The sequence below is a fragment of the Enterobacter sp. BRE11 genome (assembly GCF_031844285.1).
Lineage (GTDB): Bacteria > Pseudomonadota > Gammaproteobacteria > Enterobacterales > Enterobacteriaceae > Pantoea.
Genome location: NZ_JAUZUX010000017.1, coordinates 48818 through 68892, shown reverse-complemented (window position 1 = coordinate 68892; position 20075 = coordinate 48818). Strand labels below are relative to the sequence as shown.

Below are 20075 nucleotides of genomic sequence, written 5' to 3'. Positions count from 1 at the left end.
GCCATTGCGCATGACCAGAGAACAGGACGAACCCCTGCCAAACCCAGGCATGAGAAACACCTTTAAAACATAGACTTAATTAAAATCAGCAATTCCCATCGAAATAATAAGCAAGCAGAATTGGCTCAGGTGAATTTCACTCGGTGCAGTGCATGCGTTGGGGGGGGTAAAAGGAAAAACCCGAAATGAATCGGGTTTTGATTAATTAACGATTAACAGGTTCCCGTGCCCGGGAACACTCTGACTGTACGCGCAATATATTATTTCCGCAATCATTATTTTTGATTACCAAGCCATTTATTCATCTGCTCAATTTCACCTTTTTGAGCTTTAATGATGTCCTGCGCGAGCTTTCTCATTTCCGGATCTTTTCCGTATTTTAGCTCGGTCTCAGCCATTGCTATTGCCCCTTCATGGTGTGCTACCATGCCTTTCGCAAAAGCCTTGTCGGGATCGGACTCTTTTACAGCGGCCATCATTTTGTCATGCATACCTTTCATGCCGGACATATATTCCTGTGACGATGCCGATGAGGATATATCTGACATTTTCATTTCTGAATGTTCTGCGGAAATCGCTGGCAGGGATAACATCAGTATAACAAAAAGCGAATTTGTGATTTTCATATAATAAACCCTTTCAGATGGTTACCGGATAAGTTTAGCTGAGTCAGACAAAAAAGCCCCCTGAAGGGGGCAAAAAATAACAACATATCCGTATAAGGGACAATCTATCAAGGAAAGGGTAACCGCACGGAAACTTCAGTTGTCATCAGCCCGCATTGATCATGCGGCGGTGTGCATCAGCCATAGCCTGATGGGGGCCGGACTGACCGTTATTCGTAAATTCATGGGCAACAGCTGCTCTTTCATGTTCATTCATCGCCGCAAACGAAGTCGCCGGACGGGAAGCGTTAACGGTGCCAGTTCCCATCATCTTCTGATGACTTTCCGCCATTTTTTTATGTGCATCTGTTGAACCATTGTTCATGGTTTCATGAACAATAATAGCCTGTTCATGCTGATCCATACCGGCCATCCGTGGAGCTGCCCCCTGGATGGCGGCTGGAGTTGAAGAAGACTGCATCTGATGGGCCGGAGCCTGAGCATTATTGACACGCTCATGGATATTTACAGTTTCAGTGGCCCAGGCCGTAGAAATTAAGCTCAAACCTAACACTGATGCTAAGACGATATTTTTCATGGTAACTCTCCATTTCTGAATTAGTGATGTCCGTGAATTTCGATCTGTGTCCTCAGTAGTACAACTGACAACTCTACAGACCTTATTCCGCCGGGATGAGGCTTTAATACAACTCCTGGCTTGTGCTGATGCCGTGTATGGATGAAGTAATAATGCCTTCCTGATAAGTTGCACTAATTATATCGAATGGCTTCTGTTTGCTGCATGACAGGCTAATGACATCTTTGTCATTTAAATCTTTATTCTCAGTACTGGGTTTCCGGAATCATTTTCTCCAGTCTGGGCACGGATAGGATAAAACGAGTTGAACGTACGTCCGATTCCACCTGCACTCTTCCGTGATGTGCTTCCACGATGGACTTCACAATCGCAAGGCCGATGCCGCTGCCTTCTCCTTTTCGTTGTCTGGACGGATCTACCCGATAAAAACGGTCAAACAGCCTTGATAAATGCTCTTCAGGGATTGGTTTCCCCGGATTTTCAATCACAAGGTCAAAAAAGCTCTCCTGCTCTCTTATTGAGACGGTGATTGCCTGTCCCTCCGGGGTATAACGCAGGGCATTGGATAACAGATTATTGATCGCCCTTCTGAACATTTGTGGATCTCCCTCAACCAGGCAGGGCATCCCGTTAAATTTGAGCGTGATATTGCGTTCTTCGGCCCAGGCTTCGAAAAACTCGAAGACTTTCATGACTTCCGCTCTGAGGTCAAACATGACCCTGTCAGGTATCAGCTGATTATTATCTGCCTGTGCCAGGAACAGCATATCGCTGACCATTTTGGTCATCCGGTTATACTCTTCAAGACTGGAATAGAGGACATCCTCAAGTTCCCTCTGTGTTCGATCCTGACTCAGTGCGATTTCAGTCTGCGTCACCAGATTGGTGATGGGCGTTCTGATCTCATGCGCGATATCGGCAGAGAAATTGGCCTGGCGGGTAAAGACATCCTCAATCTTTCCAATCATATGATTGAACGAGATAACCAGTTGCTCCAGCTCAATGGGAACGCGTGTCGGTTCCAGTCGCGCATCAAGATTCTCGGAGGTGATGTTTTTAATGGCATTGCTGACATTACGAAGGGGCAGGTGCCCCTGACGGACAGCGATTCGAATGATCAGAACAATCAACAGGCTTATCACGACGGCAATCGCAATCAGGTTCTTTTTCAGCGCATCGAGGTAATGGAGATGGAAATTAATGGATAGGCCAGTCAGCATGACATAGTTCTGCTGTTTGCCCTGAAATATCGCCTGACCAGAGGAGGCGATAATCCTGTATGTTTCCATCTTCATTTCGGACCCGGTATCCATCGGTCCCGCAGGATCCTCCACCGTCCAGAGAAAGACATCCCGTGCGCGGCTGTGCTCGCTAAAATCTGCTGAATTCACTGCCGGGCGTAGTGCCGCCCCCTGAGCTGAGCTAAAGAGCACTTCACCCCTGGGATTGAGGAGCAAAAGGGCAACGTTGCGGTAGCTGGCAATTGATTCCTTTATTTTGCTTATTTTTTTATCATCCGGATCCACCGGGGACTGCAGTATACGGTTCAGTGTGGTGCTGATTTGTTGAAGATCGTTGACATCCTGCTCGGCAAAATGATTTTCAACAGAATGCAGCATAAACCAGGTGAAGGCGATAAAAGCCAGTATCGTGGACAGGCTGATAAAAAAGGTCAGCCGCAGAGCGAGTGAGAAAGGGCGTCTGGAAGGTTTGCTATGCATCCGGGACCTCCAGCATGTAGCCCACGCCCCGGACTGTCTGGATCAGCTTTGTCTCGTAATCGTTGTCTATTTTAGCGCGGAGTCGCTTTACTGCGACATCGATCGCATTAGTGTCGCTGTCAAAATTCATGTCCCAGACCTGAGAGGCAATCAGGGAGCGGGGAAGAACCTCTCCCTGATGGCGAATGAAGAATTCCAGCAGGCTGAACTCTTTACTGGTGAGCACAATGCGGTTTCCGGCGCGACTGACTTTTCTGGATACGAGATCAATCGAGAGGTCAGCCACCTTAAACTGGCTTTCCGTGATCATCGTGTTTCCCCGCCTCAGAAGGGTTCTCACCCGGGCGAGCAGTTCGGCAAACGCAAAGGGTTTAACCAGATAATCGTCCGCACCCAGTTCCAGTCCTTTGACCCTATGTTCGATCGTGCCGAGGGCTGTCAGCAGTAAGACCGGCATACCCTTTCCGGCAGTGCGCAGCATGCGGATGATATCCCAGCCGTTCACATCAGGTAGCATGATATCCAGAATGACTAAATCATACTCGGCTGTCATGGCGAGATGATATCCGGTAAGACCATTATCAGCGTGATCCACTACGAACCCTGTCTCTGTAAGCCCTTTGCTGAGATATTCACCTGTTTTAATTTCGTCTTCGACGATCAATATTTTCATCTTGCTCCCCGGCTGGCTGCTAATGTCATTCTATTGCGCCCACGATCGTTATCAACGGATTACAGCAAAAATGACAACATTGTCATTATCCTGTCACTCGGCAAACAGAGAGCGTTAGGTAAAGTACCCCTATCAATACTCTGGACTTCATTTGAACCATTTACCAGGTCTGCCTGGACGAGAAGCGTTATGTTCAAATTAAAATTACTCAGCATTAGCACGATATTCATCCTGGCAGGCTGCGTGTCGCTTGCGCCTGAATATCAGCGGCCCGCAGCACCGGTACCCCAGCAGTTTTCACTGTCCCATAACAGCCTGACGCCAGCGGTAAATGGCTATCGGGATACGGGCTGGCGTAACTTTTTTGTCGATCCCCAGGTTACCCGGTTGATCGGTGAAGCTCTGACTAATAACCGTGATTTGAGAATGGCTACCCTGAAGGTTGAAGAGGCCCGAGCCCAGTTCAACGTCACGGATGCAGATCGTTATCCCCAGCTGAATGCCTCATCCGGGATAACATACAGCGGTGGTCTGAAAGGTGACAAGCCGACCACACAGGAGTACGACGCGAGACTGGAGCTCAGTTATGAGCTCGATTTTTTCGGCAAACTTAAGAACATGAGTGATGCTGACCGCCAGAACTACTTTGCCAGCGAAGAAGCCCGTCGGGCCGTACACATCCTGCTGGTCTCCAACGTTTCACAGAGCTATTTCAGCCAGCAACTGGCGTACGAACAACTCCGTATTGCGCGGGAAACGCTGAAAAATTATGAACAGTCCTATGCTTTCGTTGAGCAACAGCTCGTGACCGGGAGTACGAACGTTCTGGCACTTGAACAGGCGAGAGGACAAATCGAAAGTACCCGCGCCGAAATAGCCAAACGAGAAGGCGATCTGGCTCAGGCAAACAATGCCCTGCAACTGGTGCTGGGAACGTACCGCGCACTTCCGTCAGAAAAAGGGATGAAAGGCGGGGAGATCGCACCAGTAAAATTGCCACCAAATCTATCTTCACAAATTTTGCTGCAGCGACCGGATATTATGGAAGCGGAATATCAGCTGAAAGCGGCTAATGCCAATATTGGCGCAGCGCGAGCGGCCTTTTTCCCCTCCATTACCCTGACCAGTGGTCTTTCCGCAAGCAGTACGGAGCTGTCAAGCCTGTTTACGTCAGGAAGTGGAATGTGGAATTTTATCCCTAAAATTGAAATTCCTATTTTTAATGCTGGCAGGAATAAAGCCAATCTGAAGCTGGCTGAAATTCGCCAGCAACAATCGGTGGTTAATTACGAACAAAAAATTCAGTCAGCCTTTAAGGATGTTTCCGACACGCTTGCGCTGCGCGACAGCCTTAGCCAGCAACTTGAGTCACAGCAGCGTTATCTTGATTCACTTCAGATAACTCTCCAGCGTGCCAGAGGATTATATGCAAGTGGTGCTGTCAGTTACATCGAAGTGCTGGATGCAGAACGTTCCCTCTTCGCTACGCAGCAAACCATTCTCGATCTTACCTATTCCCGACAGGTTAACGAAATTAATCTGTTTACCGCGCTGGGTGGCGGTTGGGTAGAGTAAATTTATTTAATTAATCAGGAAATTAAAAATGCGTAATTCACTTAAAGCCGTTTTATTTGGTGCCTTCTCTGTCATGTTTTCTGCCGGTCTTCATGCTGAAACACATCAGCATGGCGATATGAATGCTGCCAGTGATGCTTCGGTACAGCAGGTTATCAAGGGCACCGGTGTCGTTAAAGACATTGATATGAATAGTAAAAAGATTACCATTTCGCACGAAGCAATCCCTGCTGTGGGCTGGCCTGCAATGACCATGCGCTTCACTTTTGTTAATGCAGACGACGCTATCAATGCCCTGAAAACCGGCAACCATGTCGATTTCTCGTTTATTCAGCAGGGCAATATCTCCTTACTCAAAAGCATTAACGTTACGCAATCCTGATTATCAGTCCGGAGCGAATACATCCAGTGCGCCTGAACATTCATTAAGGGATTACTGTGAATGAATGATCGGGCGCATATGCCAGGTGTTTTGATTTTTCAGCGAGAAATTGTATGGCTTCTTTAAAGATAAAATATGCTGCAATAATTATCAGCAGCCTCATAGCAGGAGGGCTGATATCGGTTACTGCCTGGCAGTATGTAAACTCATCACAAAAAACAGTACAAACCGAACAAAAGGCACCGGAGCGAAAGGTACTTTTCTGGTATGACCCGATGAAACCGGATACCAAATTTGATAAACCCGGAAAATCTCCCTTTATGGATATGGACCTGGTGCCAAAATATGCTGATGAAAGCGGCGATAAAAGCAGTGGCGGGATCCGTATCGATCCAACGCAGGTTCAGAATCTGGGATTAAAAACGCAAAAAGTCACGCGAGGAATGCTGAATTATTCTCAGACAATCCCGGCTAATGTCAGTTACAACGAGTATCAGTTTGTCATTGTGCAGGCGCGCTCTGACGGTTTTGTCGAAAAAGTGTATCCCCTGACGATTGGCGATCATGTGAAGAAAGGCACTCCGCTTATCGATATCACCATTCCTGAATGGGTTGAGGCACAAAGTGAGTTCCTGCTGTTATCCGGTACAGGCGGTACGTCAACCCAGATAAAAGGGGTTCTGGAGCGACTTCGTCTAGCTGGTATGCCGGAAGAGGATATTCAAAGGCTGCGTTCAACCCGCACAATCCAGACCCGTTTTACCATTAAAGCACCTATTGATGGTGTCATTACTGCGTTTGACCTGCGCACCGGAATGAATATTTCGAAAGATAAAGTAGTGGCTCAGATTCAGGGGATGGACCCGGTCTGGATCAGCGCTGCAGTGCCAGAATCTATCACATATCTGCTGAAAGATACGTCGCAGTTTGAAATTTCGGTACCGGCTTATCCGGATAAAACATTCCATGTCGAAAAATGGAACATTCTTCCCAGCGTGGATCAGACAACCCGTACGCTTCAGGTCCGTCTCCAGGTTTCTAATAAGGATGAGTTTCTCAAGCCGGGCATGAATGCCTATCTGAAACTGAATACCAAGAGCCAGGAGATGCTGCTGATACCAAGCCAGGCCGTTATCGATACCGGCAAAGAACAGCGCGTGATTACTGTTGATGATGAAGGCAAGTTTGTGCCGAAACAGATCCACGTTCTGCATGAATCACAGCAACAGTCCGGCATTGGCTCCGGCCTGAATGAAGGCGATACCGTGGTGGTCAGTGGCCTGTTCCTCATTGACTCCGAAGCCAATATTACGGGCGCGCTGGAACGTATGCGCCACCCTGAAAAAACAGAAAACAGTATGCCAGCAATGTCTGAGCAGCCTGTAAATATGCATTCAGGGCACTGAGGAGACGACGATGATTGAATGGATTATCCGGCGCTCTGTCGCCAACCGTTTCCTGGTCATGATGGGCGCACTGTTTCTCAGCATCTGGGGCACATGGACGATAATTAACACGCCGGTCGATGCGCTGCCTGACCTGTCAGATGTGCAGGTCATTATTAAAACCAGCTATCCCGGACAGGCCCCGCAGATTGTAGAAAACCAGGTCACCTATCCGCTTACCACCACCATGCTGTCCGTACCTGGCGCAAAAACCGTGCGTGGCTTTTCACAGTTCGGTGATTCGTATGTGTATGTCATTTTTGAAGACGGCACCGATCTGTACTGGGCCCGTTCGCGCGTGCTGGAATACCTGAATCAGGTTCAGGGCAAACTGCCTGCGGGTGTGAGCTCTGAAATCGGCCCGGACGCCACGGGAGTGGGCTGGATATTTGAATATGCCCTTGTCGATCGCAACGGAAAACACGACCTTTCAGAACTGCGCTCTCTGCAGGACTGGTTCCTGAAATTTGAGCTGAAAACCATCCCGAACGTGGCTGAGGTCGCTTCGGTTGGCGGCGTGGTGAAACAGTACCAGATTCAGGTCAATCCGGTAAAACTGTCCCAGTACGGTATCAGCCTGCCCGAAGTGAAACAGGCACTTGAATCGTCTAACCAGGAGGCCGGTGGCTCATCCGTTGAAATGGCCGAAGCGGAGTATATGGTCCGTGCCAGCGGTTATCTTCAGAGCATTGATGATTTTAATAACATCGTCCTGAAAACAGGTGAGAACGGCGTGCCGGTTTATCTGCGGGATGTTGCCCGCGTGCAGACCGGGCCCGAAATGAGGCGTGGTATTACCGAGCTGAACGGCCAGGGAGAAGTCGCTGGCGGCGTGGTGATCCTGCGGTCGGGTAAAAATGCGCGCGACGTTATCACGGCAGTGAGGGATAAACTGGAGACGCTGAAGGCCAGCCTGCCGGAAGGCGTTGAAATCGTGACCACCTACGATCGCAGCCAGTTAATCGACCGGGCGATTGATAACCTCAGTTCCAAACTTCTGGAAGAGTTTATCGTGGTGGCCATCGTCTGTGCTCTGTTCCTGTGGCACGTACGTTCTGCCCTGGTGGCGATTATCTCTCTGCCGCTTGGCCTGTGTATCGCCTTTATCGTCATGCACTTCCAGGGACTGAACGCCAATATCATGTCGCTGGGAGGGATAGCGATTGCCGTCGGTGCGATGGTGGATGCCGCCATTGTGATGATTGAAAATGCGCACAAACGGCTTGAGGAGTGGGATCATCAGCATCCGGGTGAGCAGATTGACAACGCCACCCGCTGGAAGGTGATTACCGACGCCTCCGTGGAAGTGGGACCCGCGTTGTTCATTAGCCTGCTGATCATCACCCTGTCCTTTATTCCTATCTTTACCCTGGAAGGGCAGGAAGGTCGTCTGTTTGGCCCGCTGGCATTCACGAAAACGTACTCCATGGCGGGAGCGGCCGCACTGGCCATCATCGTCATTCCTATTCTGATGGGATTCTGGATCCGGGGGAAAATTCCTGCCGAGACAAGTAACCCCCTGAACCGGGTGCTGATCAAAGCGTATCATCCTTTGCTGCTGCGGGTCCTCCACTGGCCAAAAACAACCCTGCTGGTTGCGGCCTTGTCCATTTTCACGGTTATCTGGCCACTGAGTCAGGTGGGCGGTGAATTTCTGCCGAAGATTAACGAGGGCGATCTGCTGTATATGCCGTCGACCTTGCCTGGCGTCTCTCCGGCAGAAGCTGCAGCGCTCCTGCAGACAACAGACAAGTTAATCAAAAGCGTTCCTGAAGTGGCTTCTGTATTTGGCAAGACCGGTAAAGCAGAGACCGCAACGGATTCCGCGCCGCTCGAAATGGTGGAAACCACGATCCAGCTCAAACCTGAGGATCAGTGGCGTCCCGGCATGACAATTGACAAGATTATTGATGAACTCGACAGGACAGTCCGTTTACCGGGTCTGGCAAACCTCTGGGTGCCGCCTATCCGTAACCGTATTGATATGCTCTCAACCGGGATCAAAAGCCCGATAGGTATCAAAGTGTCCGGGACTGTTCTGTCCGATATCGACGCGACGGCGCAGAGTATCGAGGCGGTAGCCAAAACCGTGCCTGGCGTGGTGTCTGTCCTGGCTGAGCGACTTGAGGGCGGGCGCTACATCGATATCGATATCAACCGGGAGAAAGCCTCCCGCTACGGGATGACGGTAGGTGATGTCCAGCTGTTCGTCTCTTCAGCAATCGGAGGTGCTATGGTGGGTGAGACGGTTGAAGGGGTGGCCCGGTACCCTATTAACATTCGCTACCCGCAGGATTACCGGAACAGTCCGCAGGCGCTGAAACAGATGCCGATCCTGACCCCGATGAAGCAGCAGATCACGCTGGGCGATGTCGCGGATATTAACGTCGTTTCTGGACCAACCATGCTGAAAACCGAAAATGCCCGGCCAGCCAGCTGGATTTATGTTGATGCCCGCGGCAGGGACATGGTGTCGGTGGTTAACGACATTAAGACGGCCATCAGCGAGAAAGTGAAACTGAGACCGGGAACCAGTGTGGCATTCTCCGGACAGTTTGAACTGCTTGAGCATGCCAACAAGAAACTGAAGCTGATGGTGCCGATGACGGTGATGATCATTTTCATCCTGTTGTATCTGGCATTCCGCCGGGTTGACGAAGCCCTGCTGATCCTGATGAGCCTGCCGTTCGCCCTGGTTGGCGGAATATGGTTCCTGTACTGGCAGGGCTTCCATATGTCAGTGGCGACCGGAACCGGGTTTATCGCCCTGGCCGGGGTGGCAGCAGAGTTTGGCGTGGTCATGCTGATGTATCTGCGTCATGCCATTGAAGCGCACCCGGAATTGTCCCGTAAAGAGACGTTCACACCGGAAGGTCTTGATGAAGCCCTCTATCATGGTGCCGTACTGCGTGTCCGGCCGAAAGTCATGACCGTGGCGGTGATCATTGCGGGTCTGCTGCCAATACTCTGGGGAACCGGCGCAGGTTCAGAAGTCATGAGCCGTATTGCTGCGCCAATGATTGGTGGGATGATCACGGCTCCGCTGCTGTCCCTGTTCATTATTCCTGCCGCCTACAAATTAATCTGGCTGCGCAGACATAAAAAAAGCGTGTCATAACCCTGAAAGGGCGCCCCCAGTAGGCGTCCTTCTGCACTGATTCACCCTGACGTCAGGGTTTATATCGATAATATACAGAGGTGAGTATGAAAAAAGTGGTTCTAATGGCCCTGGCTCTCGGCCTGTCACTGCCTGCAATGGCGAGTGAAAAAGTCATTGATATGTACAAATCTGAAAACTGTGGCTGTTGTTCCCTGTGGGGCAAAGCGATGGAAAAAGACGGGTTCGAAGTGCGAACTCACGTCATGAATGATCAGGCGCTGTCAGCCCTGAAAGAAAAGCATGCTGTTCCTGCTGGACTACGAAGTTGTCATACCGCGGTTGTAGGTAATTTGATCATTGAAGGCCATGTGCCTGCGGCAACGATACATAAGGCCATGCAGTCTGGTTCGGGTATATACGGTCTCGCCACCCCCGGTATGCCAGCAGGAAGTCCGGGAATGGAGATGGGGGCCCGAAAAGAGGCTTACGATGTTATCGCATTCTCACCGGAGGGCAGTAAAAAAGTCTTCCAGCGAATCGAATAGTCAGCGGAACGGCTGATAACGGGACGCCGGCAGCAGGCACTCTTATGCCGGCGGCATTCGTGGTAATCGCATCCATGACATATCCTGAAGACAGAAAATGCTTCAGATATGCATAAGGAGAGTTACTGTGAAAAATGACAATGCAGTGGAACATAACAACCAGACTGCTTCTGAGCAGACATCATCCCCGGACGAGAGTCACGCATTGCATAAGGTGAGAGATTCCGTGTGCGGGATGGTCATCCTGCCTGACAAGGCGCACAGCAGCATTCGATACCAGGACCATCAGCTTTATTTCTGCTCCGCCAGCTGTGAGAGCAAATTTAAAGCCCATCCCGATCATTATTTTACCGAAGATGCCAGTGAACATCACCATCACCACGACCACCATGAAGTCAGCCCTGATGAGATAAAACAGTCTCACCGCCAGGCGGAGAAAGAGATTTCTGAAGGTGTGTGGACATGTCCGATGCATCCGGAGATACGCCGTAGTGGTCCCGGAAGCTGTCCTGTCTGTGGAATGGCACTGGAGCCGCTCGTAGCTACGGCATCCACGGGGACGAGTGATGAACTTCGCGACATGACAAGACGCTTCTGGCTGGGGTTGTTGCTGGCGTTTCCGGTTCTGATACTCGAAATGGGTTCTCATCTGTTTCCCGCTTTGAGGAATACAGTACCGCCACAGTACAACACATGGCTGCAGTTACTTCTGGCCTCTCCTGTCGTTTTGTGGTGTGGCTGGCCATTCTTCGCCCGGGCCGGAATGTCGTTACGTAACCGCTCCCTGAATATGTTTACCCTTGTTGCAATGGGGACCGGCGTAGCCTGGGTTTACAGCGTCATTGCAACCGTCTTCCCCTCCTGGTTTCCTGCATCGTTCAGAAACATGGATGGCCTGGTGGCCATTTATTTTGAAGCCGCAGCTGTTATTACGGTGCTTGTTCTGCTGGGACAGGTCCTTGAATTGCGGGCAAGGGAACAAACCTCAGGTGCCATTACTGCGCTTCTTAACCTTGCCCCCAAAACCGCCAGGCGGCTGGATCAAGACGGTCATGAAACGGATATTAATGCGGAAGATGTCCTGCCTGGCGATAAGCTCCGCATCAGACCTGGAGAGAGTATTCCGGTCGACGGTATCGTGGTCGAAGGCAAAACAACCGTTGATGAATCGATGGTGACCGGGGAATCTATGCCTGTTACCAAAACGGAGGGTGACCCTGTCATCGGGGGGACCATTAATCAGACAGGTAGTCTTATCATCCGTGCAGAGAAAGTCGGTGATGAAACGATGCTCTCACGAATTGTTCAGATGGTCGCTGATGCACAGCGTTCGCGGGCCCCCATCCAGAGAATGGCTGACAGCGTTTCAGGCTGGTTTGTTCCTCTGGTGATACTTATCGCGGTTGTTGCTTTCATGATCTGGTCTGTCTGGGGGCCCGAGCCCAGGATGGCGCACGGTCTCATTGCGGCTGTGTCGGTCCTGATTATTGCCTGTCCCTGCGCGCTGGGGCTGGCCACGCCGATGTCGATAATGGTGGGGGTGGGCAAAGGAGCCCAGGCCGGGGTGTTAATCAAGAATGCCGAAGCCCTTGAGCGTCTTGAAAAAGTGGACACGCTGGTTGTCGACAAAACAGGCACGCTCACGGAAGGTTCGCCGACGGTGACAGGGATTATCAGTCTCAATCCGGGTGGGGAAACATCTCTTTTGCGTGTAACGGCCGCAGTGGAAAAAGGCTCGCAGCATCCGCTGGGTATGGCAGTAGTTAAAGCAGCACAGGAAAAGGGGATCGCAATACCCGCAGTCACTCATTTCAATGCGCCGTCGGGTAAAGGTGTCTCAGGCGATGTCGAAGGTCAACGGGTTGTTATTGGTAATGAACTGGCTATGCAGGAAAACAGTATCGTTATTGATAATCAAAAGGCCGTTGCGGATACGTTGCGGATGGAAGGCGCTACCGTTATCTATGTGGCCACAGACGGGCACCTTGCAGGCCTGATAGCTATCTCGGATCCCGTGAAAGCAACCACGCCGGATGCGCTTAAAGCTTTGCGTCAGGCGGGGATCCGCATCGTTATGCTCACCGGGGATAACCAGCTTACCGCTGAAGCAGTCGCACGGAAACTGGGAATAGATGAGGTTGAAGCCGGGATTCTGCCGGATGGCAAAAAAGCAGTGATAACCCGACTGAAAGCGTCTGGCCATGTGGTTGCGATGGCCGGAGACGGTGTGAATGATGCCCCGGCGCTGGCAGCGGCTGACGTGGGTATAGCCATGGGAACGGGTACAGATGTGGCAATTGAAAGTGCCGGAGTCACCCTTCTCAAAGGCGACTTGATGATACTGAACAGGGCCCGTCATCTGTCAGAAATCACCATGAAAAATATCCGACAGAATCTGTTTTTTGCATTTATCTACAACGCACTTGGCGTGCCTGTGGCTGCAGGTCTGCTTTATCCTGTGTATGGAATACTGCTGTCGCCAGTTATTGCGGCGGCGGCCATGGCTCTTTCCTCCGTCAGCGTCATTGTGAATGCGTTGCGTCTGAAAAGTGTCAGGCTCGGGAAATAACACTGAGTGAAGGGGCTGTTACGAACAGAAGGAGTCCAGTATGAAAAGTACCACCTATGCGCTTATTGCTGTCGCCGCGATCGCGGCATTTGCCCTCCTGCGCGAACACTGGTCACATGTGGCAGGTTACTGGCCATATCTGTTATTGCTGGTCTGCCCGCTAATGCATCTTTTCCACGGCCACGGAGGGCATGGAGATCATCAACATCAAGGAAGTGAAAACGATAAAAAAAATTAATCCGGCAGACGGGGCCGCGTCGCGGCCCCGTTATCAGTCCAGGTATCGTTCGTAGTCTCTGGCATGCGCAAAGGCATGCTGTTCAAGTTTGTTATCAGCGGGTGCCGCTGCCCGGAACGCCAGTGAGTTAACAGGATTGTTATTAATGACCAGCTCGTAATGCAGATGAGGACCGGATGAACGTCCGCTGTTACCGGATAACGCAATAGCGTCTCCCCGGGTAACCCTGGCCCCTTTAGTAACGAGTATTTTATTGAGGTGGAGATAGCGAGTTTTAACACCGGCTTTTCCCGTTACTTCAACAATTTATCCCATGGTACTGTTGTATTCGGCCCGGGTGATTTTTCCGTCGATGACGCTGACTATTTTCGTGTTCATGGGCATGGAATAATCAATGCCATTATGGGGACTCACTTTTCCCGATACCGGGTTAAGTCTTGCAGGATTGAAAGGCGAACTGAGTCTTGCTGTGGCCGGTAACGGATAATCGAGACTGCCTTTCCCGGAAGTATCGGAAAGGTTATAGAACTTTTTATCTGATATACGATACGCCGTGTAATTAAATGAACCGGACGTAAATTTATAGGCCACGACACGTGATTTTCCCGCTTTCTTTTGCAGTACGAGTTTTAATGATTCATTTTTTTTCAAATGCCGCAGATTAAACCGGGAAGGCAAGGAGCGCTGAAGAGTAGCGATCTCGTTCGATTCCAGCCCCGAGCGGGTGGCTGAAAGGTAGGCATTTTCTTTTACGACATCGGTAGAATACATTTACTGGAATTCGCCGTTAGCATGAACACTGCGGCGTATGCTAGGGGTTTTCAGGAGGCGTGTCATCTGTCAGTTAATCGGGAGCACCGTTGATGGTCGTCATTTTTGTAACATATCTTGTTTCCCGTTTGCTCCTGAAGCTCTGGGAACTGTATGACCAGCCCGACGGTGATGATTAACGGGACTGAAACAGGTTACGGCAGAGCAATATGGGGCTCATGTCCTGCTACGTAACCCGTCAGTAAAGCCCTGCTGCGCACCTGACGCTAAGCACTAACCCGCCTGCAGTTACCAGGTCGAATAAAGCCCGCGAAGCTTTCTTGCCTGCGTCTGATGTGCTTCCGCACCGGCATTATTGACCTGCTCATGCACGAGAGCGGCTTTTTCTCCGGCATTCAGTTCGTTAAAAGAAGAAGACGAGGTCTTTGAATTTGCATCACTGCCGGACAGCATTTTTTTATGTTCCTCAATCATTTTTTGATGCGCATAGGACGCGCTGTTGTTCATAAATGAATGAGCAACAATGGCCCTTTCATGTTCATTCATTTCAGAGAATGAGGGCGTGTTGTTTTTATTAACCCTGTCCGGTAAGTTTTCATGCGTCGAGGAGTTCACATGACTGACGGCTGAGGCATTATTAACAAATCGATGTGCTTCATGGGCAATATCACTGGACTGAGCAAAAGCTGCCCCACAAAATAAAGCTGTAAACGCAGTGGTCGTGATTAATATATTCATGTGTAATTACCTTCTGAGGTACATAAAAGATGTCCTTATGATCATATATAAAAATAATCAACCTGTGGGGAAGATGACGTAAATGTAATACAGCTATGTACATTACACGATTGTAATGAATTTGTTTCTTAAGGTGTGCTTGAATCGCCACAGGTTTAACAGACACCTCAGAGTCATTTAAGATGACTTAAAGAGAGGTGCCCATGAGCGGTAAGCGTTATCCTGAAGAGTTTAAAATTGAAGCAGTCAAACAGGTTGTTGATCGTGGTCATTCTGTTTCCAGTGTTGCAACACGTCTTGATATCACCACTCACAGTCTTTACGCCTGGATAAAGAAGTACGGTCCGAATTCTTCCACTAATAATGAACAGTCAGATGCTCAGGCCGAGATCCGCCGTCTTCAGAAAGAGTTGAAGCGGGTTACAGACGAACGGGACATATTAAAAAAAGCCGCGGCGTACTTCGCAAAGCTGTCCGACTGAAGTACGCCTTTATCCGCGACAACCGCCGTTGCTGGCCTGTTCGTTTGCTCTGTCGGGTTCTGGATGTCCATCCGAGTGGATTTTATTTCTGGCTTCAGCAGCCACATTCACAGCGTCACCAGACAGACCAGATGCTGACCGGGCAGATCAAACAGTTCTGGCTTGAATCTGGCTGCGTCTATGGTTATCGCAAGATCCATCTCGATCTGCGTGATACCGGACAGCAGTGCGGAGTGAATCGGGTCTGGCGGCTGATGAAGCGTGCCGGAATAAAAGCTCATGTTGGGTACCGTAGCCCACGGGCACGTAAAGGCGAAGCCAGCATCGTGACACCCAACAGGCTCCAGCGGCAGTTCAATCCGGACTCACCGGATGAGCGTTGGGTGACGGACATAACCTACATCCGAACCCACGAAGGCTGGCTGTATCTGGCCGTGGTGGTTGACCTGTTCTCACGAAAAGTTATCGGCTGGTCAATGCAACCCCGCATGACAAAAGAGATTGTCCTGAACGCATTACTTATGGCGGTGTGGAGGCGTAATCCTCAAAAGCAGGTACTGGTTCACTCTGATCAGGGCAGTCAGTACACGAGCCATGAGTGGCAGTCGTTCCTGAAATCACACGGACTGAAAGGCAGCATGAGTCGTCGCGGTAACTGCCATGACAACGCGGTTGCGGAAAGCTTTTTCCAGTTACTGAAACGCGAACGAATTAAGAAAAAGATCTACGGAACGAGAGACGAAGCCAGAAGCGATATTTTTGATTATATCGAAATGTTTTATAACAGTAAGCGTCGGCATGGTTCGAGCGAGCAGATGCCACCGGCTGAATATGAAAACCTATATTATCAACGGCTCAGAAGTGTCTAGATTATCCGTGGCGATTCATCATTTGTTAACAGCCTTGCTTGATGAAAACACAACAATGGCTGAAATTATGCAGGTCATCAGCAGCGTGCAACCTGATGCCTTCAATACAGCTTCGGCAGAAAGGCATGAAGCGATCCATAGGATGCTAGAGTCAATTCTGGTTCACGTAACAAGCTCAAAGCCTGAAACACTGATAAATAGTAATACTCAACCACCTGAATCAATGATTGATGCGGATTCAGAGGAAACAAGGCGTAATGCTATGAGTATGTTTCATCAACCAACCTCGAAATCATAAGCCTAACACTGCTATATTATAGCAGTGTTGCCTCTGTATGTAGTTACATCATACTTATAGTCTCTGTAACTTATTGAATGTGCAAGCATTAAAAATGAGGTCTGATTATGGGGTTATTCAGCTTAGTGTTAGAAGTCTTAATGTTAATTGGTCTGCTCGGTGCCGCTGCTTGCACCGTTCTAGAGACTTTGAAACCTGAGTGTAGTGATTTATTAACTGAGAGATGTACTGCATTAGGTCATTCAACTTCGATGATGTTATTAGTATGTCTGATATTAGTAATCGGTGCGATTATATTGCATATATATCGAAAATCATTTTCTTCTAAAAAATAAAGGTGGTGACTTTGAATAAGAATTACTATTTTACTAAGCGTGATGAATATGAATTAATAAATTCCGTAGTGAAGAAAGAGATCGAAAGAATATGGGGTAATGAACTGAGTTCAAGTAATGCAACATTAGATAACGATCAGGTTTACAAGGATTATTTTGAGCGTTATCAACATCTTATTGATGTGGATATATTGAAGCTTCAGTTGAGTGAGGCTTCTATAGAGTTGGCCGTAAATCAAGATAAAATTGCTGCCTTCATACATAGGTCTAGAAATGGGGAGTTTCCATTTTCCATAAGGAAAACTGAAAGTAAATTCTGGCTACAATGCTTTAGCAGTGATGTTAATAAAAGTGAGTTATTAGTTTGGTTAGATGCTGCCTCTATAGAGTCGTTTGGTGTATATAAATCTGACTTAAACAGGTTTATGGTTAAAGCTTCCACAATTACAGGTAAGGAATACAGAGCTAGTATATATTCAATTCCGGAGATGTTAATTGAAGATGCTCTTCATGATCTGATATCTCAGTGCTCAGATTTGTAAGAAAAGCGAAAAAACTATTTTTTAACAAAACTTAACAAGTAAAAGGGATTTGGTATGAGTGAGCAGAAAGTATTAGAAATCGGCCAAGATAAATTAGGGACTGTTTTTGTTTTTATATTTGCTGTGTTTTTTGGGGTTTGCGCTTCAGTTTTTAGGAATAACCCAATTTTTATGGCAGAAGTAAGTATTGCTCCTTTTCTTTTCTCATGTCTTTGCTTAGCCTTGGCCCCTAATAGTAAAAATGGTTTTATAAGAGTAGTGAAGGTATTAGGGGATATTAGTGCAGCAAGCCTATCCCTTGCAACTCTTTTAGCGGTTCCTGGGTGTCATGGAGAAGCATATACTATTTTCGCATGGGGAGTATTTTTAGTTTTATGCTTTTTAATAGCCGGCCGTACGTGGCGTAGCCTTTAATATGAATTTCAGCCCCCCCGCTCTCAGCGGGGGCAACCATAATTACGTTTGTATTTGTGGTGGAGGGTTTACAAGACGGGTCCAAAGTGGAGTGTTTTGCCAATCTTCGATAAAGCCCATCTTTTCCCATGTTACGCAGCTAGGCTTATCTTGCATTAGGTTATCTAACTGATTTTTAAGGCCATCTGACCAAGAAACTTGGTCTGAGAGATATTTAAGGGGTCGTCTCAGAAAACGGAAAAAATCGTACGCTAAGACCGGTTTGGCTAGCCGGGTAGTAGGAGTCCCATTAGTCACGCCTGCCGGGCTGCGGCTTGGTCTGGTTGAGAACTCGGTTCTTTGTGGCGATGATCCACGAAGTTGCACCCATCGACGCTGTGCTCACAGGCAACAATCTCCAGTTGCAGCGTCGTATGGAAGATGCTGAATCGGTCAGCCAGCAACAACTTGAGGGTTTTGAGCAACTCGTCGGGCCCTATTTCCGGCGCATACACGATATGAGCGGTCATGCTGACCTTGCCGCTCGTGAGCGCCCATACGTGCAAGTCATGCAGCCCTGTCACGCCTGGCACGGCCTGAACAGATGCCATCAAGGCTCCCATGTCAATGCCGTCTGGGACTCCCTCCAGCAAGACATTCAGGCTTTCCTTGAGTAGCAGCCAAGTTCGTGGCAGCACCCAAAGCCCAATTGCCACGGCGACGACCGCATCTACCCACACCCAGCCGGTGAATCGGATGACCAGCGCAGCTCCGATCACGCCGATGGAGCCAAGCATGTCGCTCCAGACCTCCAGATAAGCGCCTTTGACGTTGAGGCTCTTGTCCTTGCCGCCCTGAAGCATACGCATGCTGATGAGGTTGACGATCAGACCCAGCACTGCTACCACCAGCATCCCGCTGGACTGAACCTGCGCTGGCTCGCGCAAACGCTGCCAGCCCTCATACAGGATGTAGCCAGCGACGCCGAAGAGCAACAGGGCGTTGAATGCGGCCGCAAGGATTTCGAAGCGGTAGTAGCCATAGGTGCGCTTGGCATCGGCTGGCCGTCTCGCCACCCGTACAGCCGCCAAGGCGATGGCCAGCGCCGCTGCATCCGTGAACATGTGCGCCGCATCTGAGAGCAGGGCCAGGCTGTTGAAAACAATGCCTGCGGCGACTTCGGCCAGCAGGAAGCTTCCGGTCAGCGCCAGGGCGATCCAGAGCGATTTTTCATTGCGCTCGCTGGGTAGGGCATGGGAGTGATTGGTGCTCATCTTCGTCCTTCTTCTGAGTTCATTTTTGTTCAGCGTGACCGGAAGCCGGCACCCAGCGATACAACGTCGGGATTGAGACCCCGAGGTTCTTGGCCACGTCCTTGGGAGCGATCCCGCTGGCGAGCAGTTTCTTGGCCGATTCAATCTTGCTTTTGGTCATCTTCGGTTTGCGTCCTCCCTTGCGGCCTGACAGCCGGGCGACCGCCAATCCTGCACGGGTCCGCTCCACCGTCAGCTCGCGCTCCATTTCGGCGAGGCTGGCCATGACGTGAAAGAAGAACCGTCCCGACGGCGTGCCGGTGTCGATGGCGTCGGTGAGACTCTTGAACTGGATGCTCTGCTTGTGCAACTCGCTGACCAGATCGACCAATTGCTTGACGCTACGGCCCAGGCGATCCAGCTTCCAGACGACCAGCGTGTCTCCCTTGCGTAGCATTTCAAGCGCCTTGGCCAAGCCGGGGCGCTCGGCTCTCGTGCCGCTTAATTTGTCCTCAAAGAGCTTTTGGCACCCGGCCTGGGTCAAGGCCTCTCGCTGTAGCTCCAGGTTCTGATCCTGCGTCGAGACGCGCGCATAGCCGACGAGCATGGCACGGTCAGACCGCTGCCTTGCCGCACTGAGCGCAAAACTTCGTACCCGGTTGCAGTGTGGTTCCGCATTGCGCGCAAGCCGAAGGAACCAACGAAGTCCCGCACTGCTGGCAGAAGCGAGCGCCTTGCGCGTTAGATGCCTTGCAGTTGGGGCAAGCAAGGCCGCCATTACCCCACCCGCCCGCTGGCGGCCCGCCGCTTCCGTACCCACCGCCACCACCGTGATGCCCACCACCGTGATGCCCACCACCGCTGTAACCGCCACCGTGGTGGCCACCGAAAAGTCTGTCAAAAATACCCATGAGTCTTTCTCCTTTCGTAAACACGTCAAAGC

Annotated in this window: 19 protein-coding genes and 1 pseudogene; 11 read left to right on the top strand and 9 right to left on the bottom strand. The window is 50.0% G+C overall.

Translation table 11 applies throughout. The features are described from left to right. Positions 1-275 precede the first annotated feature (275 nt). From copM to silR, 4 genes are all read right to left on the bottom strand, one after another. Positions 276-626, bottom strand: coding sequence for a CopM family metallochaperone (gene copM / locus Q9R34_RS17570; RefSeq protein WP_007871800.1), 351 nt, complete (start codon positions 624-626; stop codon positions 276-278). A 145-nt stretch (positions 627-771) separates the two neighbouring features. Beyond that, positions 772-1203: a silver-binding protein SilE gene (silE, locus tag Q9R34_RS17565; RefSeq protein ID WP_033755783.1), complete on the bottom strand. Its 432-nt coding sequence runs from the start codon at positions 1201-1203 to the stop codon at positions 772-774. A gap of 245 nt (positions 1204-1448) precedes the next feature. After that, complete coding sequence (silS, locus tag Q9R34_RS17560) at positions 1449-2924, bottom strand: copper/silver sensor histidine kinase SilS (RefSeq protein WP_485895363.1); 1476 nt, start codon at positions 2922-2924, stop codon at positions 1449-1451. Next, positions 2917-3597, bottom strand: coding sequence for a copper/silver response regulator transcription factor SilR (gene silR / locus Q9R34_RS17555; RefSeq protein ID WP_033755785.1), 681 nt, complete (start codon positions 3595-3597; stop codon positions 2917-2919). Before silR ends, silS begins: the two co-directional genes overlap by 8 nt. Positions 3598-3786: 189 nt before the next feature. Between silR and silC the strand changes: the two genes are divergently transcribed. The 7 genes from silC (at position 3787) to Q9R34_RS17520 (ending at position 13451) form a co-directional block, all read left to right on the top strand. Continuing rightward, positions 3787-5172, top strand: coding sequence for a Cu(+)/Ag(+) efflux RND transporter outer membrane channel SilC (gene silC / locus Q9R34_RS17550; RefSeq protein ID WP_485895361.1), 1386 nt, complete (start codon positions 3787-3789; stop codon positions 5170-5172). A gap of 28 nt (positions 5173-5200) precedes the next feature. Next, positions 5201-5554 (top strand): cation efflux system protein CusF, encoded by a 354-nt coding sequence (cusF, locus tag Q9R34_RS17545; RefSeq protein ID WP_001246153.1) that lies wholly within the window; start codon positions 5201-5203, stop codon positions 5552-5554. A gap of 113 nt (positions 5555-5667) precedes the next feature. Next, positions 5668-6960, top strand: a complete 1293-nt coding sequence (gene silB, locus Q9R34_RS17540) for a Cu(+)/Ag(+) efflux RND transporter periplasmic adaptor subunit SilB (protein WP_485895355.1) — start codon at positions 5668-5670, stop codon at positions 6958-6960. A gap of 10 nt (positions 6961-6970) precedes the next feature. After that, positions 6971-10117, top strand: a complete 3147-nt coding sequence (gene silA / locus Q9R34_RS17535; RefSeq protein ID WP_485895353.1) for a Cu(+)/Ag(+) efflux RND transporter permease subunit SilA — start codon at positions 6971-6973, stop codon at positions 10115-10117. Between the two features lie 86 nt (positions 10118-10203). Beyond that, entirely contained in the window at positions 10204-10644 is a 441-nt protein-coding gene (locus Q9R34_RS17530; RefSeq protein ID WP_002436620.1) for a DUF411 domain-containing protein, read from the top strand. Positions 10645-10741: 97 nt separating this feature from the next. Further along, on the top strand, positions 10742-13213 hold the full coding sequence (silP, locus tag Q9R34_RS17525; protein WP_485895351.1) for an Ag(+)-translocating P-type ATPase SilP: 2472 nt from the start codon (positions 10742-10744) through the stop codon (positions 13211-13213). A 40-nt stretch (positions 13214-13253) separates the two neighbouring features. Further along, entirely contained in the window at positions 13254-13451 is a 198-nt protein-coding gene (locus Q9R34_RS17520) for a DUF2933 domain-containing protein (protein WP_000843497.1), read from the top strand. A gap of 33 nt (positions 13452-13484) precedes the next feature. Here Q9R34_RS17520 and Q9R34_RS17515 read toward each other — a convergent pair. Further along, a pseudogene (locus tag Q9R34_RS17515) lies at positions 13485-14222 on the bottom strand (peptidoglycan DD-metalloendopeptidase family protein). Between the two features lie 288 nt (positions 14223-14510). After that, a complete protein-coding gene (locus Q9R34_RS17510) occupies positions 14511-14960 on the bottom strand; it encodes a hypothetical protein (protein WP_040126202.1) in 450 nt (149 codons plus the stop codon). 203 nt (positions 14961-15163) lie between these two features. Between Q9R34_RS17510 and Q9R34_RS17505 the strand changes: the two genes are divergently transcribed. The 4 genes from Q9R34_RS17505 (at position 15164) to Q9R34_RS17490 (ending at position 17900) form a co-directional block, all read left to right on the top strand. Next, positions 15164-16311 (top strand): IS3 family transposase gene (locus Q9R34_RS17505; RefSeq protein ID WP_312141937.1). Its coding sequence is split into 2 segments (ribosomal slippage): positions 15164-15401 and positions 15401-16311, totalling 1149 coding nucleotides; the frame shifts between segments, so codons are not numbered across the junction. After that, positions 16274-16609, top strand: a complete 336-nt coding sequence (locus tag Q9R34_RS17500) for a hypothetical protein (RefSeq protein WP_485895344.1) — start codon at positions 16274-16276, stop codon at positions 16607-16609. The genes Q9R34_RS17505 and Q9R34_RS17500 overlap by 38 nt, the downstream gene beginning before the upstream one ends. A 346-nt stretch (positions 16610-16955) precedes the next feature. Next, positions 16956-17486 carry a hypothetical protein gene (locus Q9R34_RS17495; protein WP_485895342.1) on the top strand — a complete coding sequence of 177 codons (531 nt, stop codon included), beginning with the start codon at positions 16956-16958 and terminating at the stop codon, positions 17484-17486. A 54-nt stretch (positions 17487-17540) separates the two neighbouring features. Beyond that, positions 17541-17900, top strand: coding sequence for a hypothetical protein (locus tag Q9R34_RS17490; protein WP_144380590.1), 360 nt, complete (start codon positions 17541-17543; stop codon positions 17898-17900). 293 nt (positions 17901-18193) lie between these two features. Here the strand turns inward: Q9R34_RS17490 and Q9R34_RS17485 are convergent, their stop codons facing one another. The 3 genes from Q9R34_RS17485 to Q9R34_RS17475 are packed head-to-tail and all read right to left on the bottom strand — an operon-like array spanning position 18194 to position 20043. Continuing rightward, complete coding sequence (locus Q9R34_RS17485) at positions 18194-19153, bottom strand: cation diffusion facilitator family transporter (RefSeq protein ID WP_023294863.1); 960 nt, start codon at positions 19151-19153, stop codon at positions 18194-18196. A 19-nt stretch (positions 19154-19172) separates the two neighbouring features. Further along, complete coding sequence (locus Q9R34_RS17480) at positions 19173-19739, bottom strand: recombinase family protein (protein ID WP_011638900.1); 567 nt, start codon at positions 19737-19739, stop codon at positions 19173-19175. Positions 19740-19746: 7 nt separating this feature from the next. Next, on the bottom strand, positions 19747-20043 hold the full coding sequence (locus Q9R34_RS17475; RefSeq protein WP_485895339.1) for a double zinc ribbon domain-containing protein: 297 nt from the start codon (positions 20041-20043) through the stop codon (positions 19747-19749). Positions 20044-20075 lie beyond the last annotated feature (32 nt).

Coding starts and splice junctions, on each gene's coding strand:
- copM (WP_007871800.1), bottom strand. CDS start 626: ATGAAAATCACAAATTCGCTTTTTGTTATACTGATGTTATCCCTGCCA.
- silE (WP_033755783.1), bottom strand. CDS start 1,203: ATGAAAAATATCGTCTTAGCATCAGTGTTAGGTTTGAGCTTAATTTCT.
- silS (WP_485895363.1), bottom strand. CDS start 2,924: ATGCATAGCAAACCTTCCAGACGCCCTTTCTCACTCGCTCTGCGGCTG.
- silR (WP_033755785.1), bottom strand. CDS start 3,597: ATGAAAATATTGATCGTCGAAGACGAAATTAAAACAGGTGAATATCTC.
- silC (WP_485895361.1), top strand. CDS start 3,787: ATGTTCAAATTAAAATTACTCAGCATTAGCACGATATTCATCCTGGCA.
- cusF (WP_001246153.1), top strand. CDS start 5,201: ATGCGTAATTCACTTAAAGCCGTTTTATTTGGTGCCTTCTCTGTCATG.
- silB (WP_485895355.1), top strand. CDS start 5,668: ATGGCTTCTTTAAAGATAAAATATGCTGCAATAATTATCAGCAGCCTC.
- silA (WP_485895353.1), top strand. CDS start 6,971: ATGATTGAATGGATTATCCGGCGCTCTGTCGCCAACCGTTTCCTGGTC.
- Q9R34_RS17530 (WP_002436620.1), top strand. CDS start 10,204: ATGAAAAAAGTGGTTCTAATGGCCCTGGCTCTCGGCCTGTCACTGCCT.
- silP (WP_485895351.1), top strand. CDS start 10,742: ATGCTTCAGATATGCATAAGGAGAGTTACTGTGAAAAATGACAATGCA.
- Q9R34_RS17520 (WP_000843497.1), top strand. CDS start 13,254: ATGAAAAGTACCACCTATGCGCTTATTGCTGTCGCCGCGATCGCGGCA.
- Q9R34_RS17510 (WP_040126202.1), bottom strand. CDS start 14,960: ATGAATATATTAATCACGACCACTGCGTTTACAGCTTTATTTTGTGGG.
- Q9R34_RS17500 (WP_485895344.1), top strand. CDS start 16,274: ATGAAAACCTATATTATCAACGGCTCAGAAGTGTCTAGATTATCCGTG.
- Q9R34_RS17490 (WP_144380590.1), top strand. CDS start 17,541: ATGAGTGAGCAGAAAGTATTAGAAATCGGCCAAGATAAATTAGGGACT.
- Q9R34_RS17485 (WP_023294863.1), bottom strand. CDS start 19,153: ATGAGCACCAATCACTCCCATGCCCTACCCAGCGAGCGCAATGAAAAA.
- Q9R34_RS17480 (WP_011638900.1), bottom strand. CDS start 19,739: ATGCTCGTCGGCTATGCGCGCGTCTCGACGCAGGATCAGAACCTGGAG.
- Q9R34_RS17475 (WP_485895339.1), bottom strand. CDS start 20,043: ATGGGTATTTTTGACAGACTTTTCGGTGGCCACCACGGTGGCGGTTAC.